This window comes from Streptomyces sp. SAI-127, from assembly GCF_029894425.1.
Taxonomy (GTDB): Bacteria; Actinomycetota; Actinomycetes; order Streptomycetales; family Streptomycetaceae; genus Streptomyces.
Window position 1 is genome coordinate 6791599 of record NZ_JARXYJ010000001.1, and the last position, 15198, is coordinate 6806796.

Here is a 15198-nt window from a genome sequence, read left to right on the forward strand (position 1 = left end):
ACTATGCTGGTACGGCGCGAAGTGTGACCATTGTGTTCCACTCGGGGCATCGTTGAGGGGGTGCAGCGGATTGCCGGGGAATGCGGGAGACACGGGAAATGCGAGGAACGGCGGAGTTCCAGGGCTCCTGGTGACAGGACGCTATCGACTGGTCGAGAGTATCGGCCAGGGGGGAATGGGGCGGGTGTGGCGAGCCGCCGACGAGATGCTCGACCGGCAGGTCGCGGTCAAGGAGATGCGGATCGACGGCCTTGACGCGGAGGACACCCGCACCCGCCGTGAACGGACCCTGCGCGAGGCCAGGGCCACGGCCCGGATCGACCACCCGAACGTCGTACGGGTCTACGACGTCGTGGACGAGGGCGAACGCCTGTGGATCGTCATGGAGTTGGTCAACGGCCGCTCCCTGGAACGGATGACGGTGGAGGACGGCCCGCTGGGCCCCCGCGAAACGGCGCTCCTCGGCCTGGGGTTGGTGCAGGCTCTCCGCCAGGTCCACGCCCGGGGCGTCCTGCACCGGGACATCAAACCCGGGAACGTCCTGGTGGAGTCCGCCGACCGCGCCGGTCACCGGATCGTGCTGACGGACTTCGGTATCGCCGCGATGCAGGACGCCAAGGCGCTCACCATGGTGGGCATGCTCGTCGGTTCCCCCGACTACATGGCCCCCGAGCGGGTCTCCGGCCGCCCCCAGGGGCCGCCGTCGGACATCTGGTCCCTGGGAGCGACGTTGTGCGCGGCCCTGGGCGGCCGCTCCCCGTTCTCCCGCGACACCACCCTGGCCACGTTGCACGCGGTCCTCTACGAGGAGCCGGAACTCCCCGCCGCGGCGGGCCCGTTGACCGACATTCTGGCTGCCTTGCTGGAGAAGGACCCTTCGATACGCCCATCCCTGGACGACGTGGAGTCGGCCCTGCACACGGTCGCGTTCCCGGCGCCCACGCCGACTTTGAGGATGGGGACGGGAGACGACGCCGGGACGCCAGAACCGGCTGAGCGGCGGGGGCCGACCCAAGCCGCCGACGAGGCGAACGAGCAACGGCCGACGGAGGGACGCGGGCGCGATGACGCTGCCGGGGCCGCGCGGGGGCTGGTGGCTGAAGAAGGGGAGGAGTGGGCACGTCGGCAGGGGGACCCGGGTCGGGTGGATCCTGCGGGGGCGCCGGGTGCCGGTGGGGTGGATCCTGCGGGGGCGTCGGGTGCGGGTCGAGGGGAGTCTGCGCGGGCGGCGTTTGCTGGACGGGCGGACCCTGTGCGGCTGGCGGGGCCCGGATGGGATGACGGGGCCGGGGCTGCGCGGGGGCCGGTTGCCGGAGAGGAGGGGGACCGGGAGAGTTGGCCGGGAGACCCGGGTCGGGTGGATCCTGCGGGGGCGCCGGGTGCCGGTGGGGTGGAGTCTGCGGGGGCGCCCGGTGCGGGCCAGGAGGACTCTGCGCGGGCATCGGGCGTGGGCCACGGGGAATCTGCGCCGGCGCCGGCTGCAGGACGTGCCGACCCTGCGCAGGCGGCGGGGGCCGGGCGGGATGACGGGGCGCAGACGTCGGGGACGGCGCCGGGATCGGAGCGAGTTCGGTCGGTGCGGGATCCGCGGGTGCCGCAGTCGGAGACGGGGCCCGCAACAGCCGTACGTGAGCCTGCCGTTGCGGAGCCGTCGGATGCCGTACCCGTCGGGCACGCCTTCCCGGGCGCGGCTGGTGACGAGGGCTCGGGCACGCCGTCGGACGGGGCTCAGCCTGTTACCGAGGTCGCCGGGGCGGCCGTAGGCGAATCGGTACGTGAGCCTGCCGTTGTGGAGCCGTCGGATGCCGTGCCGCCAGGGTTTGCCCTCTCGGGTGGGACCGGTGACGAGGGTTCGGGCCCGCCGTCGGACGGTTTCCCGGCGGTCGCCGAGGTCGTGGCCGCGCAGCCCGAACCCCCCACCTCCGCCGAGCCGTTCTCGATCGACCGCGTCGCCAGTGCGTCCACCGAGGCCGCTTCAGAGGAGCGTTCGGAGGTCCGGTCGGAGACGCCGTCCGGAAGCGCGGTGGGAGCAGTACTCCGGGCCGGTGCCACCACGGCCGGTACGCCCCTCGCCAGCGCTCCCACCCAGGACTCCCTCTCGGCGGGCGCCCCCACGGAGCACTTCCCGATGCCGGACGCACCGACCCGGGACACTCCCACGCGCGCGGCCTCCGCCCCCACCCGAGTCGGCCCGGTACCGGCGACCCACCGCCGCTCCGGCCCCGGGGTCTCCCTGGTCCGCGGCAAGCAGGCCGTACCCGACCAACACCCGGATCCCGGTCCTACGTCAGGGTCGGGAGCCACGAGCACCACGGCAGGCACCGGCAGCCCTGACTCCGCCGCCCACACCGACGGCCCCGCTGCCAACCTCCGTACCGACCCCGACCGTACCGACCCCAGCTCCACCGACCCGGGCCCCGGCGCCGATCCCCAGCCCCACACCGGTCAGGATCCCGACCCCGCCCCAGCCCTGATCCTCGGCCCCCACCCCCACCGCATGCACCCGGGCGAACCCCCCGGCCCCGCCCGCCCCGCCACCCGCCACCGCCACCGCGACCGCCGCCGAACCGCCCTCGTCGCCGCCGGAAGCATGGTCGCCGCGGGTGCCGCCGTGGTCGCGATCATCCTCGCCACCACCTCCGGCTCGCCCGGCGACGACAAGGCGGGCGGCTCCCCGTCCGCCTCGGGCTCGGCTTCCGTCTCCGCCCCGGAATCCGGCGCCTCCACCCCCGCCGGCACCCCGTCCTCCACCGTCGAGGGCACCTCCCGCCCCCGCTCGCTCCCGCCCGGCGCACACGAGGAGGCCGGTGGGTTCGCGTGGGCGACCCCCACCGGCTGGCGGCGGGACGTGAAGACCGGGGCGGAGGTCCACTACACCTCGCCCGACGGAAAGCAGGAGCTGGCGGCCAAGTCGTCCCTCGCCCGGGGCGACTTGATGGAGACCTGGCGAACCTCCGAGCAGAACGCCCACCAGGGCCAGGCCTACGCCAAGATCCGCCTGGAGGAGACGACGTTCCGCGATCACCCCGCGGTCGTGTGGGAGTACACCTTCACCCTCGACGGCATCCCCTGGCACGCCCAGCTGCTCGGCTTCAACGTGGGCGACAAGTCGTACCAGATCAACACCTGGTACCAGCCGGACACCGAGACGCAGGCCCTCAGGACGTACGAGAAGGTGAAAGACAGCTTCACCGTCCTGTGAACGCACAGCGCACAGCGCACAGCGCACAGCGCACAACGCACAATGCACAACGCACAAGAGAAGGGCCCCGCGGCACACGCCACGGGGCCCCGGTCACACGTCTGTTCAGCTGACGGAGACCTTGTCCGTCACCTCACCGGCCGAAGCGGCGGTAGCCCGCCCGCGCCCGACCTTCTCCTTCACCACGGCGATGGCCAGCACCACCGCCGCGACGAGCAGCGACAGCAGCACGGTCTCCCGCCCGTCGTGCTCCGTGTCGGTCAGCATGTACCCGAGGACGAACACGATCAACGCGGCCGTCGCCCAGGTCAGATACGGGTACAGCCACATCTTCACGACCAGCTTCTCCGGCGCCTCGGCCTGGATGATCTTCCGCATCCGCAGCTGCGAGAAGCAGATGACCAGCCACACGAACAGGGCGACCGCACCGGAGGAGTTGACGAGGAAGAGGAAGATCTTGTCGGGGGAGAGGTAGTTGAAGAAGACGGCGACGAAGCCGAACACCACCGACGCGAGGATCGCGGCCATCGGCACACCCCGGCCGTTGACCCGCGCGAACGCCTTGGGCGCGTCGCCCCGCTCGCCGAGCGAGAAGGCCATCCGGGAAGCCGTGTAGAGGCCGGAGTTGAGACACGACAGCACCGAGGTCAGCACGATGAAGTTCATGATCTGACCGGCGTGCGCGATCCCGAGGGAGTCGAGCGCGGCGACGTAGGAGCCGTCCTCCTGGATGGCCTTGGAGTCCCACGGCAGCAGGGTGACCACGACGAAGATCGAGCCGAGGTAGAAGACGGCGATACGCCAGATGATGCTGTTGGTCGACTTGGTCACGGCCCGCTGCGGGTCCTCCGACTCACCGGCGGCGAGCGTCGCGATCTCGCTGCCCATGAAGGAGAAGACGACGAGCAGAACACCGGTGAGGATGGCGCCCGGCCCGTTGGGCAGGAAGCCGCTGTGGTCGGTCAGGTTGGAGAGCCCCGCCTGGTCGGCGTCGACGCCCGGCAGCACGCCGAACACGGCGAGCAGACCGATGACGATGAACGCCCCGATCGCCACGACCTTGATTCCGGCGAACCAGAACTCGAACTCGCCGTAGGACCCGACGGAGACGAGGTTGGTGGCGGTCAGCACCACCATCACGATCAGCGCCCACCCCCACTGCGGTACGGCGGGTATCCACCCTTCGAGGATCTTGGCGCCGGCGGTCGCCTCGACGGCGAGCACGACGACCCAGAAGAACCAGTACAGCCAGCCGATGGAGAAACCGGCCCAGCGCCCGAGTGCCCGGTCGGCGTGCGCCGAGAAGGAACCGGAGTTCGGATTCGCGGCGGACATCTCGCCGAGCATTCGCATCACGAGCACGACCAGCGTGCCGACGAGCGCGTACGACAGCAGGATGCCGGGTCCGGCGGTGGCGATACCGGAGCTGGAGCCCACGAAAAGGCCCGCTCCGATGACACCGCCGATGGCGATCATCGAGAGGTGACGGTTCTTGAGTCCGGCCTGGAGACCAGTCATACGGGGAATTCCTTCGTGCCGGGTGTGGGGATCCCGTACGAGCGGTGTACGGGTCGGTCCAGTGAATCGGAGGCAAAGAAGTTCGTGAACCTTTGAATCCAGATCGTTACTTGAGGTTTGCTTGAGGTTCCATTGTTGGGTTCACAGTTTTCCTGGCCGACACCCGGGGCTGCTGCCCTGAAACAGCCGTGTCACACTCATCCCATGCGCGTGTATCTCGGCTCCGACCATGCGGGCTTCGAACTCAAGAACCACCTCGTCGACTGGCTCAAGGCGGCCGGCCACGATCCGGTCGACTGCGGCCCCCACATCTACGACGCCCAGGACGACTACCCGCCGTTCTGCCTCCGCGCCGCCGAGCGCACGGCCGGCGACCCCGATGCCCTCGGCATCGTGATCGGCGGCTCCGGCAACGGCGAGCAGATCGCGGCGAACAAGGTCAAGGGCGTCCGGGCTGCCCTCGCCTGGAGCGAGGAGACCGCGTCGCTGGGCCGGCAGCACAACAACGCCAACGTCGTCGCGGTGGGTGCTCGCATGCACACCACGGAGGAGGCGACGAAGTTCGTCGAGACCTTCCTCGCGACGCCGTTCTCGGGCGACGAGCGCCACCAGCGCCGCATCGACATGCTGGCCGGTTACGAGACGACGGGCGACCTGCCGGCCATCCCGGCACACCACCCCCAGCAGTAGCCTCCGGCGGTGGGGCGGCGGGGGTGTGGTCGAGTGCGGGTGCGTGGGGGCTGGTCGCGCCCCGCGGCGGAGCCGCCTATCGATACAGCCCCGCGCCCCTGGGCAGCCGCCCTGGACGTCATCTTTCAGCCCGTCCGGCGTTTGAGGACGAGGCCCTTCGGGCCGATGGGGGTCGAAGGGGGCAGCGCCCCCTGGGGATGGGACGGGTAGGGGCGGCGGGGGCGAGAAAGACCCCGGCGCTCACTCCCGACACACGACAGAGGAGCCACCGTGCCTGAGGGGCACACCATCCACCGCCTGGCACAGGACCACGCCGAGGCCTTCATCGGCACGAAACCCCGCGTCACCAGCCCCCAGGGCAAGTTCTCGGACGCCGCCGCCCTCCTCACCGGCTCCGAACTCACCCACACCGAGGCCCACGGCAAACACCTCTTCCTCGGCTTCCGCGACACCGACTGGGTCCACATCCACCTCGGCCTCTTCGGCAAGGTCACCTTCGGCGCGACCCCCGCACCCCCACCCACCGACACGGTCCGCCTCCGCCTCGCGAACACCACGGCGTACGTCGACCTCCGCGGCCCCACGACCTGCGCCCTGATCACCCCCACCGAGAAGCAGTCGATACATGACCGCCTCGGCCCGGACCCCCTCCGCGAGGACGCCGACCCGAAGACCGCGTACCAGCGGATCTCCCGCAGCCGTACGACGATCGCCGCCCTCCTGATGGACCAGAAGGTCATCGCGGGCGTGGGCAACGTCTACCGGGCGGAGGTCCTCTTCCGGCACCGCGTCGACCCGTACCGTGCGGGCAAGGACATCACCCCCGCCGAGTGGGACGCGATCTGGACCGACCTCGTCGAGCTCATGCGGGAGGGCGTGCGGAACAACCGCATCGACACCGTCCGCCCGGAGCACACCCCGGAGGCGATGGGCCGCCCGCCCCGCGTCGACGACCACGGCGGCGAGGTCTACGTGTACCGCAGGGCCAACCTGCCCTGCCACATCTGTGGCGGCGAGATCCGCACCGCCGATCTCGCCGCCCGCAACCTCTTCTGGTGCCCGGCCTGCCAGAAACCTTGAGCGGGGCCTAGAACCCGTGCGGCAGCCAGGGCGCCACCGCCGACCCGAACCCCACCGCCGCCTCGGCCAATGCCCCCTGCTGTATCTCCCGCACCAGCCCGGCCCCCGCCAGCGAGGCGAGGCTCACGCCGCCGAGATAGGCCGCTCCCAACTCCCGTACGGACAGGGCGAGATCGGCCGAGTCCGTCGTACGCTCGCACGACGCGCCCTTCGCGTCGCCGCTGAGCCGCCAACGCCCGGAGTTCCAGGGGCAGAAGGAGTCCTCGACCTCCAACACCACGTCCACCGGCGTCTGATACGTCCGCGCCTCCAGCGCGGCCCCGACGTCCACAAGGCGCACGTGCAGCGCGTCCCGCACCAGCAGCGAACAGCGCCGGACGTCGGAGACGAGGTACTGCCAGGCCTCGTCGACCGGCCGCCGCCGCACGTCGATCCGCGAGGTGAGGTCGAGGTCGAACAGGAACCGCCACAGCGCGCCGTGCGTGGCCGGATCCAGCGCCTCCAGGTCGGAGACCACCACCGTGCCCCTGGGCCCGGCCGGCTCCCAGTCCGCCTTCACCCGGTACCGCACGAACCCCACGACCTCCCCGTCCCGCTCCGCGACCACGCACTGCAGCGGTGAGGCGCCGTCCCGGTCGCTCTCCGGGTCGAGCAGCCACAGCCGCTCCCAGCCGGGGACCCGGGCGATCATCCCGGGCCGCCGCGGCACGAGCCGGGCGTACACCGCCTCGCACGCGTCGAGGACGTCGGCGGGTGCCGCGTACCGCAGCCGTACGTCGTCGGTGCCAGGCGGCACGGACAGCCGCACCCGGGTCGTGTCGATGTCGGCGTTGACGTGATAGGTGGCGGCGCCGTACCCGAACCGGCCGTAGATCACCGGCTCGGAGGCCGTGAGCACGGCCAGCGGCTCGCCCCAGGACCGTACGTCGTCCAGCTGGCGCCGCATCATCGAGGTCAGCACCCCGCGCCGCCGGTGCGTGCCGGCCACGCCGACCATGGTGACGCCGGCGGCGGGCACCAAGGCGCCGCCCGGCACGGTCATCCGGAAGGCGAACGCCCCCGCCGTGCCCACACACCGCTCGCCGTCCCAGGCGCCGATGGACCGGTCGTCCACGCTGAGCTCACGCCACAGCTCCCGCTCCTCGGCCGACTCCGGGACCCCGCCGAAGGCGCGGATCAGGTTGCCGTACCACTCGTCCCATTCGTCCCGCCGAAGTACCCGCAAGTCAGTACCCATGAACCATGCCTACCAGGGCATTGCGGGACGAGCGAGGGAATTTCCGCGGGACCCGTCGCCGGCCGGGGCGTGCACGACCCCCTGGAGTCTGTGAAGTTGAACCTCGCACGGGGGACAAGTCGTACCTCCTGTGCCAAGCAGGGGGTTCGACGGATAAGGTCCCGAACTAATGGCAGCAGGACGAGAGCGGCGCGCGGAAGCCGAGACGTTCACGGCCCGGTTGAGGATGCAGTGGCACCGGGTCCGCGTCGGCCTGCGCAGAAGTGCCGTGGACTACTTCCGCGGCGACGGCTCGGACTGGGTCGCGCTGGCCGGTCTGCTCCTGACCGTCCCGGTGATCGCGGCCATTACTTTGATGAACTCCGTGTGGTGCTCACCGGCCGCACTGGTCCTGCCGATCGTCGCCGGCGGACTGCTGCTGCGCCCGGCGAGCCTGCTCGGCCTGTACGCGGCGGCGGCGACGGCCCTGATCGTGGAGTCGGTGCGGCTGGGGCCGTACACCGAGGGACCGTCCCGGGTCACCCCCGGCGTGGTCCTGGTCGTGGCCGCCTGCGGCTTCTTCGGCCTGCTGATCGCCCAGTTCCGCAGCCGGGTCGGTGTGCCCTGGCGGCGCGGCGGCACCATGCTGTTCGACCTGCGGGAACGCATCCGGGTGCAGAGCAAGCTGCCGCAGCTTCCGCAGGGCTGGCACCGGGAGATGGCGCTGCGTCCCGCGGGCGGGCAGTCGTTCTCCGGTGACTTCGTTGTCGCGGCCCGTACCAACGGCGGCAGGACGATGGAGGTCGTCCTGACGGACGTGTCCGGGAAGGGCATGGACGCGGGATCGCGTGCGCTGCTGCTGTCGGGGGCGTTCGGCGGCCTGCTGGGTTCGCTGCCCCCGCACGCCTTCCTGCCCGCCGCGAACGGCTATCTGCTCCGCCAGGACTGGGACGAGGGTTTCGCGACCTCGATCCACCTGGTCCTGGACCTCGACTCCGGCGACTACGAGCTCTACTCGGCCGGCCATCCGCCGGGGCTGCAGCTCAGCGCGGGCAGCGGCCGGTGGGAGGAGAAGGCCGCGGAGGGCCCGCTCCTCGGGGTCTACGACGGCGCCCAGTTCGACCCGGTGAAGGGCTCGCTCCGGCCCGGTGACGTGTTGATGCTCTTCACCGACGGTCTGGTCGAGACGTCCGACCGGGACATAGTGGAGGGCATCGACCGCCTGACGGGCGAGGCCGACCGTTATGTGGCGGGTGGCTTCCACGGTGCCGCGTGGCACCTGATCGAGGCGGTCGCTAAGGACGTCAACGACGACCGGGCGCTGCTGCTGATCTGCCGGGAAGGGCCTACGGCCCAGGCCGCGCCGCGCTGACCAGGACACCGGGGTGGGGTGCATCCCAGCCGACTGGGCCGTAGAACTGCACGGAACTCGGCACGCTGCGCCTCATCGGCTTCATCGTGCTCGGCCTCACCGTGGCCGGCCTTCCGGCCCGCTCGGCGCTGCGGCGCGACACACTGGAGGAATGACCGACGAGTTGACCCTGGCCGAAGTCGAGACCCTCGCCCGCGCCGCGCACGAGGGCCAGACCGACAAGGCGGGACGGCCCTACGCCGAACACCTGCGGGCCGTCGCCGAGGGCGTACGCGCGCGTGGCGGCGACGACGAGCAGATCGCGGCGGCCTGGCTGCACGACTCCGTCGAGGACGACGCGCTCTCCGCGCACTGGCTCGACCGGGCCGCGCTGAGCCGCCGTACGAAGGACATCGTGCTCGCCGTCACCAAGCGGTCCGGGGAGCCGCCCGAGGTGTACGCCCGGCGCATCCTGGAGACCCCGGGCGCGCTGCTGGTGAAGGAGGCCGACCTGGCGCACAACGCGGACCCGGCGCGCCTGGCGGTCCTGGACGAGGTGACGCGGAACCGACTGACCGAGAAGTACGCGGGGATGCGCGCGCTTCTCGGTCTGAGCCGGGGGTCTGTCTAGGCGTCGACCTTCTCGCGCGGAGCCGTCGTCCGTGCGCGGACCGGGGCCACGTCGGTGGCGTCCTTCCTGAACGCCCAGTTCATGTCGGGCTCCATCGCGAACCGGAAGACCCGGCGCACCGGCGAGGTGCACAGCAGGGTGACGGCGATCGCGGCCAGGGCGCTCACGAAGAGCTCGCCGAGCGGGCGATGCAGCCAGGCGGGGTCGAACCAGCCCGCGAAACCCGCGCCCTTGATCAGGAAGCCGTGCAGCAGATAGCCGTACAGCGTGCCCGCGCCGAGCGCGGTGAACCACATCCGCCGGCCCGGCACCCAGGCGAAGAAACAGGCCGTCAGCAGCAGCGAACTGCCGAACATGGCCAGCACCATGACCGGCCCCGTCCACCAGGGCGCGCCCATCTCCTGGACGGCGTTGCGGTGGTAGAACCATTCGGTGTTCATCCGCGGCACCGCCCACCAGCCGACGGCGAGGGCGGCCGCGAACACCGGCACCGCCGCGATCCGCATCGAGCGGCGCCGCACCATACGGAAGTGCTCGGGCTTCATGACCAGGCCCAGCACGAAGTACGGCAGGAACTGCAGCACCCGCTGGAGGTCCAGGTCGTCGCCGATGCCCGGGGTCACGGACGCCAGCATCGCGATGCCGAGCGCGAGCGGCAGCGGCCACCGCACCAGCTTCCAGATCGGCGTGGTCAGCCGCCAGATGAACAGCGCCACCAGGAACCAGGTCAGGAACCACGGGTCCAGGAGACTGATGTCCATGCCCGGATCGTGGTCGGCGTAGCGCTTGAAGAGGGAGTACGCCGTCTCGAAGAGGACGTACGGCACGGCGACGCCGGTGATCAGCCGCCGCAGCCGGTCCGGGCGCATGTCGAAACTGCGGGAGAAGAAGCCGGAGATGACGATGAACGCCGGCATGTGGAACGAGTACACGACCGTGTACACGCCCTCCAGGATCCGGCTGTCGCCCTTGAGCGGCTCCCAGGAGTGCGCGACGGCCACCAGGACGATCGCCAGGAACTTGGCGTTGTCGAAGAAGGCGTCGCGCTGCTTGGCGGGCGGCGGGTCCTGCGGCGAGCGCGGACGGGGGACTGCGTCGGCGGCGGCTGGAAACATCTGAGGCACCCTAGCCTCGGCTGTGTGTTTCCGTAAAACCGGTCGTCTCGTGGCCGGTTGTTCACTTCTGAGTCGACTTCAACAGGCCTGCATTGTCAGGATTCATCCACCTGAAATGCCGCATAACGACAGTCTTCGCATGTCTGTGTCGACCATTCGAATTCCCTGCGAACGGGATGTGCGGACGCGGTGGTTGAGTGCCGAAAGGAACCGGCCACGGGGTGCGGCGCGTGTATCGGCATGGCCAAACGTTGCCTCACCGGCCGCATATGCGGGCCGCGTTGGTGGCACGATGGTTCTGGCGGGGGGCGCGGGGTCGCGTCCCCGGGCCGGGAGAGCGGGACCGACCGAGGGTGTGATGAGTTGTGGCCATTTCGCTGTCAGTGGTGCTGCTGTTGGGGATCATCCTGGTGGTGTTGATGCGGGGAGGATCCATCAAGGCCGGCCCCGCCATAGTCGCGGTGCTCTTCGGCTTCTTCCTCGCCTCGACCGGCATGGCCGACGACATCCAACGCTTCCTGGACTCGATAGCGGACACCATCAACTCGATCCAGTTCTAGCCCGGCCCACCGGACGGACACGACAGAAGGCCTCCGGCCCGCTCCCCTCGGGGGACCGGACCGGAGGCCTTCCGTCGTGGCAGCTTGCCATCGCGTTGAAGGTGGCGGCGGGCCGCTCAGCATTCTCACGTGACACCAGAGCCTGTCGAGTGGATCAGGCTGTGGGGCGCTGGCGGGCGCGGAGCCGGCGCACACCTTTCACGGCGTAGACGGCGGCCATGAGCGCGAAGCCGGCGAAGGTGAGCCAGAACCAGGATGCCGCCACCACGAGACTCAGCAGCACGCCGCCGAAGAGCAACAAGGAGCCAACGACGTCCAGCAGGTCAAGGCGCGCCCTGAAACGCACCGCGGAGTCGGATCCGCGGAGCCGGCGGATGACGGGAACGAGGCCGAGGGCCTGCAAGAAGGCCAGACCGAGAGCGATCCAGACGAACCAGCCGGGTATGTCCACGGCGCGCACTGTATCGCTCGCTGATCGGAACCCCGGAAACGATCAGGGCCAGGCGGAGGATTGATCCTCTGGCCTGGCCCTGAGTCGTATGGAGCGGGCGACGGGAATCGAACCCGCGTAGCTAGTTTGGAAGACTAGGGCTCTACCATTGAGCTACGCCCGCACAGCACGCGCCGCGGTCCGGTGACCGACGGCACGAAAGCATCGTACCGGGTCGTCACCTGTCGTCGCACACCCCTTCCGTTCCGCCCCTACCGCGCGCGTCACGGACGGGGCGCACTGGAGCGCGTACGGGCGCTGCCGTGGAGGTCACGCGCCGCTGACTCCGGGATCGCCGGGCCGGGACACCAGTCGCGCATCGTGCGCGGCCTGTCGCCGCAGCATGAGCGGGCCGACCCACGACGCGCCGCTCGCGAGGCGTGACCGCCACGTCCACTCGGATGCCGCGGGAGGCCCGGCCTCGCCGTGCGTGTCCGTTTGCCGCCGCGAGACACGGCACCGCGTGTCCATTCGTGTCGGCGCCCCGCGTGTCGGCGTGGTCCGGTGTCGGAGTGTGGCAGGCGCTTTGTGGCGTCGCGGCCGGGCTACTCCAGGCGCCCCAGGGGGAGGCGCGTTGGGCGTGGTTCTGCATGGGCCTCGCGAAATGCGGCAACCCCGCCGCCTGCGGGCATGTACCCTACGTGTCGCACCAGACGGGGTGTGGCGCAGCTTGGTAGCGCGTCCGCTTTGGGAGCGGAAGGCCGTGGGTTCAAATCCCGCCACCCCGACCACCTGCGCGATCACTTCGCGCGGCCGTACACAGTGATCGCCTTTGGGGCGTGTCGCCGCTGCCGTTACTATGCAAGCTGCACGCCCGTGTGCCTCATCCTCTGGATCTCCACTGGAAGTCCTCCGGGCGGCGAATCCGCCGGAGCCGCTCTGGCTCCGGCAGAAACCAAGAAGTCAGCCCCCAAGGAGACCGAACCGTGAAGAGCGCCGTGGAGACCCTGAACCCGACTCGGGTTCGGCTCAGCATCGAGGTGCCCTTCGAGGAGCTCAAGGACAGCCTCGACGCGGCGTACAAGAAGATCAACCAGCAGGTCACGGTGAAGGGCTTCCGGAAGGGCAAGATCCCGGCGCGCGTCATCGACCAGCGGTTCGGCCGCGGTGCGGTGCTGGAGGAGGCCGTCAACGACGCGCTTCCGAAGTTCTACACCGAGGCGGTCAACGAGGCCGAGATCGACGTCCTCGGCCAGCCCGAGGTCGACATCACCGAGCTGAAGGACGGCGAGACGCTGAACTTCACCGCCGAGGTCGACGTCCGCCCGGCCATCGAGATCCCGGACTACTCCGGCATCGAGGTCGAGGTCGACGCGGTCGAGGTCAGCGACGAGGACGTCGACAAGGCCGTGACCGAGCTGCGTGAGCGCTTCGCCTCGACCTCCCCGGTCGAGCGCGCCGCCGAGGACGGCGACGTCATCACCATCGACCTGGAGGCCAAGGTCGAGGGCGAGGTGCTGGAGGACGGCGTCGCGAGCGGCGTCTCCTACACCATCGGCTCCGGCGAGCTGCTGGACGGCATCGACGACGCCGTGAAGGGCCTGGAGGCCGGTGGCGAGGCCACCTTCACCTCCGAGCTCAAGGGCGGCTCCGCGGCCGGCAAGGAGGCCGAGGTCACCGTTAAGGTCACCCAGGTCGCCGCCCGCGAACTGCCCGAGCTGGACGACGAGTTCGCGCAGCTCGCCTCCGAGTTCGACACCCTCGACGAGCTCAGGGCGGACAGCCGCAAGCGCCTCGAGAACATGAAGCAGTACGACCAGGCCACCCAGGCCCAGGAGCGCGTCCTGGAGAAGCTCCTGGAGCTCGTCGAGGTGCCCGTCCCCGAGAAGCTGCTCGAGGACGAGATCAACACCCGCAAGCACAACCTGGAGCACCACCAGCTCGGCCAGATGGGCCTCGACCTCGAGAAGTACCTCGAGATCCAGGGCAAGACGGCCGAGGAGTTCGACACCGAGACCAAGGACGCCGCGGTCAAGGGCATCAAGACCCAGTTCGTGCTGGACGAGCTCGTCAAGCGCGAGAAGCTGAACGTCAACCAGGAGGAGCTCACCGAGCACCTCATGCGCCGCGCCGCCTCCTCCGGCATGTCCCCCGACCAGTTCGCCCAGGCGGTCGTCGAGGGCGGTCAGGTCCCGCTCCTCGTCGGTGAGGTCGCCCGCGGCAAGGCCCTGGCCGTCGTGGTCGAGGCCGCCACGGTCAAGGACACCAACGGCGAGGTCGTCGACCTGGACGACGAGGAGGACGAGACGGCCGAGACCGTCGAGGCCGCCTCCGAGGACACCCCGGCCGAGGCCGAGGCCGAGGAGAAGACCGAGGGCTGAGCCCACGGCACCTAGCAGGTCGTAGGACGGGCCCCCGGGGAGTTGTGTTCCCCGGGGGCCCGTTCCGTCGTGGAGGACGTGGGGGACGGCGGCCGGCCCCAGGGGCGCGAGACCGCGTCGATGCGCGGCTCCACCGCGTGCGCGCGAGCGGCCGCCGCAAACCCGTGGCCGCTCGCGAAGCGGGAAGCCCCGCGGCGCTACGCCCCCGGCGAACACCCCGCTTACCGGGATTCTCCGAAGGGACCAGCGCGTTAGGGTCCATAACTACGAGGGCAGGGAAGTCCCCGACTGCCCCAGCCCCGCAGGGAACACGCAGGGAAACGTGAGACGGCCCCGGCGCCGTCGTAAGACGAGCAGGTGGATACGTGACGAATCTGATGCCCTCCGCCGCCGGCGACCCCTCCATCGGTGGTGGCCTCGGCGACCAGGTATACAACCGGCTGCTCGGCGAGCGGATCATCTTCCTCGGCCAGGCGGTCGACGACGACATTGCCAACAAGATCACCGCGCAGCTGCTCCTCCTTGCCGCCGATCCGGACAAGGACATCTACCTCTACATCAACAGCCCCGGCGGCTCGATCACGGCCGGTATGGCGATCTACGACACCATGCAGTTCATCAAGAACGACGTGGTGACCATCGCCATGGGCCTCGCCGCCTCGATGGGCCAGTTCCTGCTCAGCGCGGGCACGCCCGGCAAGCGCTTCGCGCTGCCGAACGCCGAGATCCTGATCCACCAGCCGTCCGCCGGCCTCGCCGGCTCTGCCTCGGACATCAAGATCCACGCCGAGCGGCTGCTGCACACCAAGAAGCGCATGGCCGAGCTCACCTCGCAGCACACCGGCCAGAGCATCGAGCAGATCACCCGCGACTCGGACCGTGACCGCTGGTTCGACGCCCTCGAGGCCAAGGAGTACGGCCTCATCGACGACGTGATTCCCACGGCCGCCGGTATGCCGGGCGGCGGCGGCACCGGGGCCTGACCCCCGTAGAGCCCCTCAGCCGACCGCCTAAGCCCCTAGGA

General features: G+C 70.3%; 12 protein-coding genes and 2 tRNA genes. 9 read left to right on the top strand and 5 right to left on the bottom strand.

The window, feature by feature from the left end; translation table 11 throughout:
- The first annotated feature begins 127 nt into the window (after nt 1-127).
- Complete coding sequence (locus tag M2157_RS31335; RefSeq protein ID WP_280868302.1) at nt 128-3202, top strand: serine/threonine-protein kinase; 3075 nt, start codon at nt 128-130, stop codon at nt 3200-3202.
- A 105-nt stretch (nt 3203-3307) separates the two neighbouring features.
- On the opposite strand, the gene M2157_RS31340 is transcribed toward M2157_RS31335, so the two are convergent.
- Nucleotides 3308-4720 carry an amino acid permease gene (locus M2157_RS31340; protein ID WP_280866867.1) on the bottom strand — a complete coding sequence of 471 codons (1413 nt, stop codon included), beginning with the start codon at nt 4718-4720 and terminating at the stop codon, nt 3308-3310.
- A gap of 204 nt (nt 4721-4924) precedes the next feature.
- Between M2157_RS31340 and M2157_RS31345 the strand changes: the two genes are divergently transcribed.
- Both M2157_RS31345 and M2157_RS31350 read left to right on the top strand, forming a co-directional pair.
- A complete protein-coding gene (locus tag M2157_RS31345; protein WP_280857625.1) occupies nt 4925-5410 on the top strand; it encodes a ribose-5-phosphate isomerase in 486 nt (161 codons plus the stop codon).
- A gap of 270 nt (nt 5411-5680) precedes the next feature.
- On the top strand, nt 5681-6490 hold the full coding sequence (locus tag M2157_RS31350; protein WP_280857624.1) for a DNA-formamidopyrimidine glycosylase family protein: 810 nt from the start codon (nt 5681-5683) through the stop codon (nt 6488-6490).
- 7 nt (nt 6491-6497) lie between these two features.
- Here M2157_RS31350 and M2157_RS31355 read toward each other — a convergent pair whose 3' ends face one another.
- On the bottom strand, nt 6498-7727 hold the full coding sequence (locus M2157_RS31355) for a GNAT family N-acetyltransferase (RefSeq protein ID WP_280857623.1): 1230 nt from the start codon (nt 7725-7727) through the stop codon (nt 6498-6500).
- A gap of 169 nt (nt 7728-7896) precedes the next feature.
- Between M2157_RS31355 and M2157_RS31360 the strand changes: the two genes are divergently transcribed.
- Nucleotides 7897-9078: a PP2C family protein-serine/threonine phosphatase gene (locus M2157_RS31360; RefSeq protein WP_280857622.1), complete on the top strand. Its 1182-nt coding sequence runs from the start codon at nt 7897-7899 to the stop codon at nt 9076-9078.
- Nucleotides 9079-9229: 151 nt separating this feature from the next.
- Nucleotides 9230-9688, top strand: a complete 459-nt coding sequence (locus M2157_RS31365) for an HD domain-containing protein (protein WP_280857621.1) — start codon at nt 9230-9232, stop codon at nt 9686-9688.
- On the opposite strand, the gene M2157_RS31370 is transcribed toward M2157_RS31365, so the two are convergent.
- Nucleotides 9685-10803, bottom strand: a complete 1119-nt coding sequence (locus M2157_RS31370; protein WP_280857620.1) for an acyltransferase family protein — start codon at nt 10801-10803, stop codon at nt 9685-9687. The two genes, M2157_RS31365 and M2157_RS31370, sit on opposite strands and share 4 nt — an antisense overlap.
- A gap of 365 nt (nt 10804-11168) precedes the next feature.
- On the opposite strand from M2157_RS31370, the gene M2157_RS31375 reads away from it, so the two are divergent.
- Nucleotides 11169-11363 (top strand): hypothetical protein, encoded by a 195-nt coding sequence (locus M2157_RS31375; RefSeq protein ID WP_020136157.1) that lies wholly within the window; start codon nt 11169-11171, stop codon nt 11361-11363.
- Nucleotides 11364-11517: 154 nt separating this feature from the next.
- Here the strand turns inward: M2157_RS31375 and M2157_RS31380 are convergent, their stop codons facing one another.
- Nucleotides 11518-11814 carry a hypothetical protein gene (locus M2157_RS31380; protein ID WP_280857619.1) on the bottom strand — a complete coding sequence of 99 codons (297 nt, stop codon included), beginning with the start codon at nt 11812-11814 and terminating at the stop codon, nt 11518-11520.
- A gap of 89 nt (nt 11815-11903) precedes the next feature.
- A tRNA-Gly gene (locus M2157_RS31385) sits at nt 11904-11977 on the bottom strand.
- A 530-nt stretch (nt 11978-12507) separates the two neighbouring features.
- On the opposite strand from M2157_RS31385, the gene M2157_RS31390 reads away from it, so the two are divergent.
- From M2157_RS31390 to M2157_RS31400, 3 genes are all read left to right on the top strand, one after another.
- Nucleotides 12508-12584 (top strand) — tRNA-Pro (locus M2157_RS31390).
- Nucleotides 12585-12779: 195 nt separating this feature from the next.
- The gene (gene tig, locus M2157_RS31395; RefSeq protein ID WP_266523424.1) at nt 12780-14174 is read left to right on the top strand and encodes a trigger factor; all 1395 of its coding nucleotides are present in this window, start codon (nt 12780-12782) and stop codon (nt 14172-14174) included.
- A 377-nt stretch (nt 14175-14551) separates the two neighbouring features.
- Nucleotides 14552-15157 carry an ATP-dependent Clp protease proteolytic subunit gene (locus M2157_RS31400; protein WP_266523715.1) on the top strand — a complete coding sequence of 202 codons (606 nt, stop codon included), beginning with the start codon at nt 14552-14554 and terminating at the stop codon, nt 15155-15157.
- Nucleotides 15158-15198 lie beyond the last annotated feature (41 nt).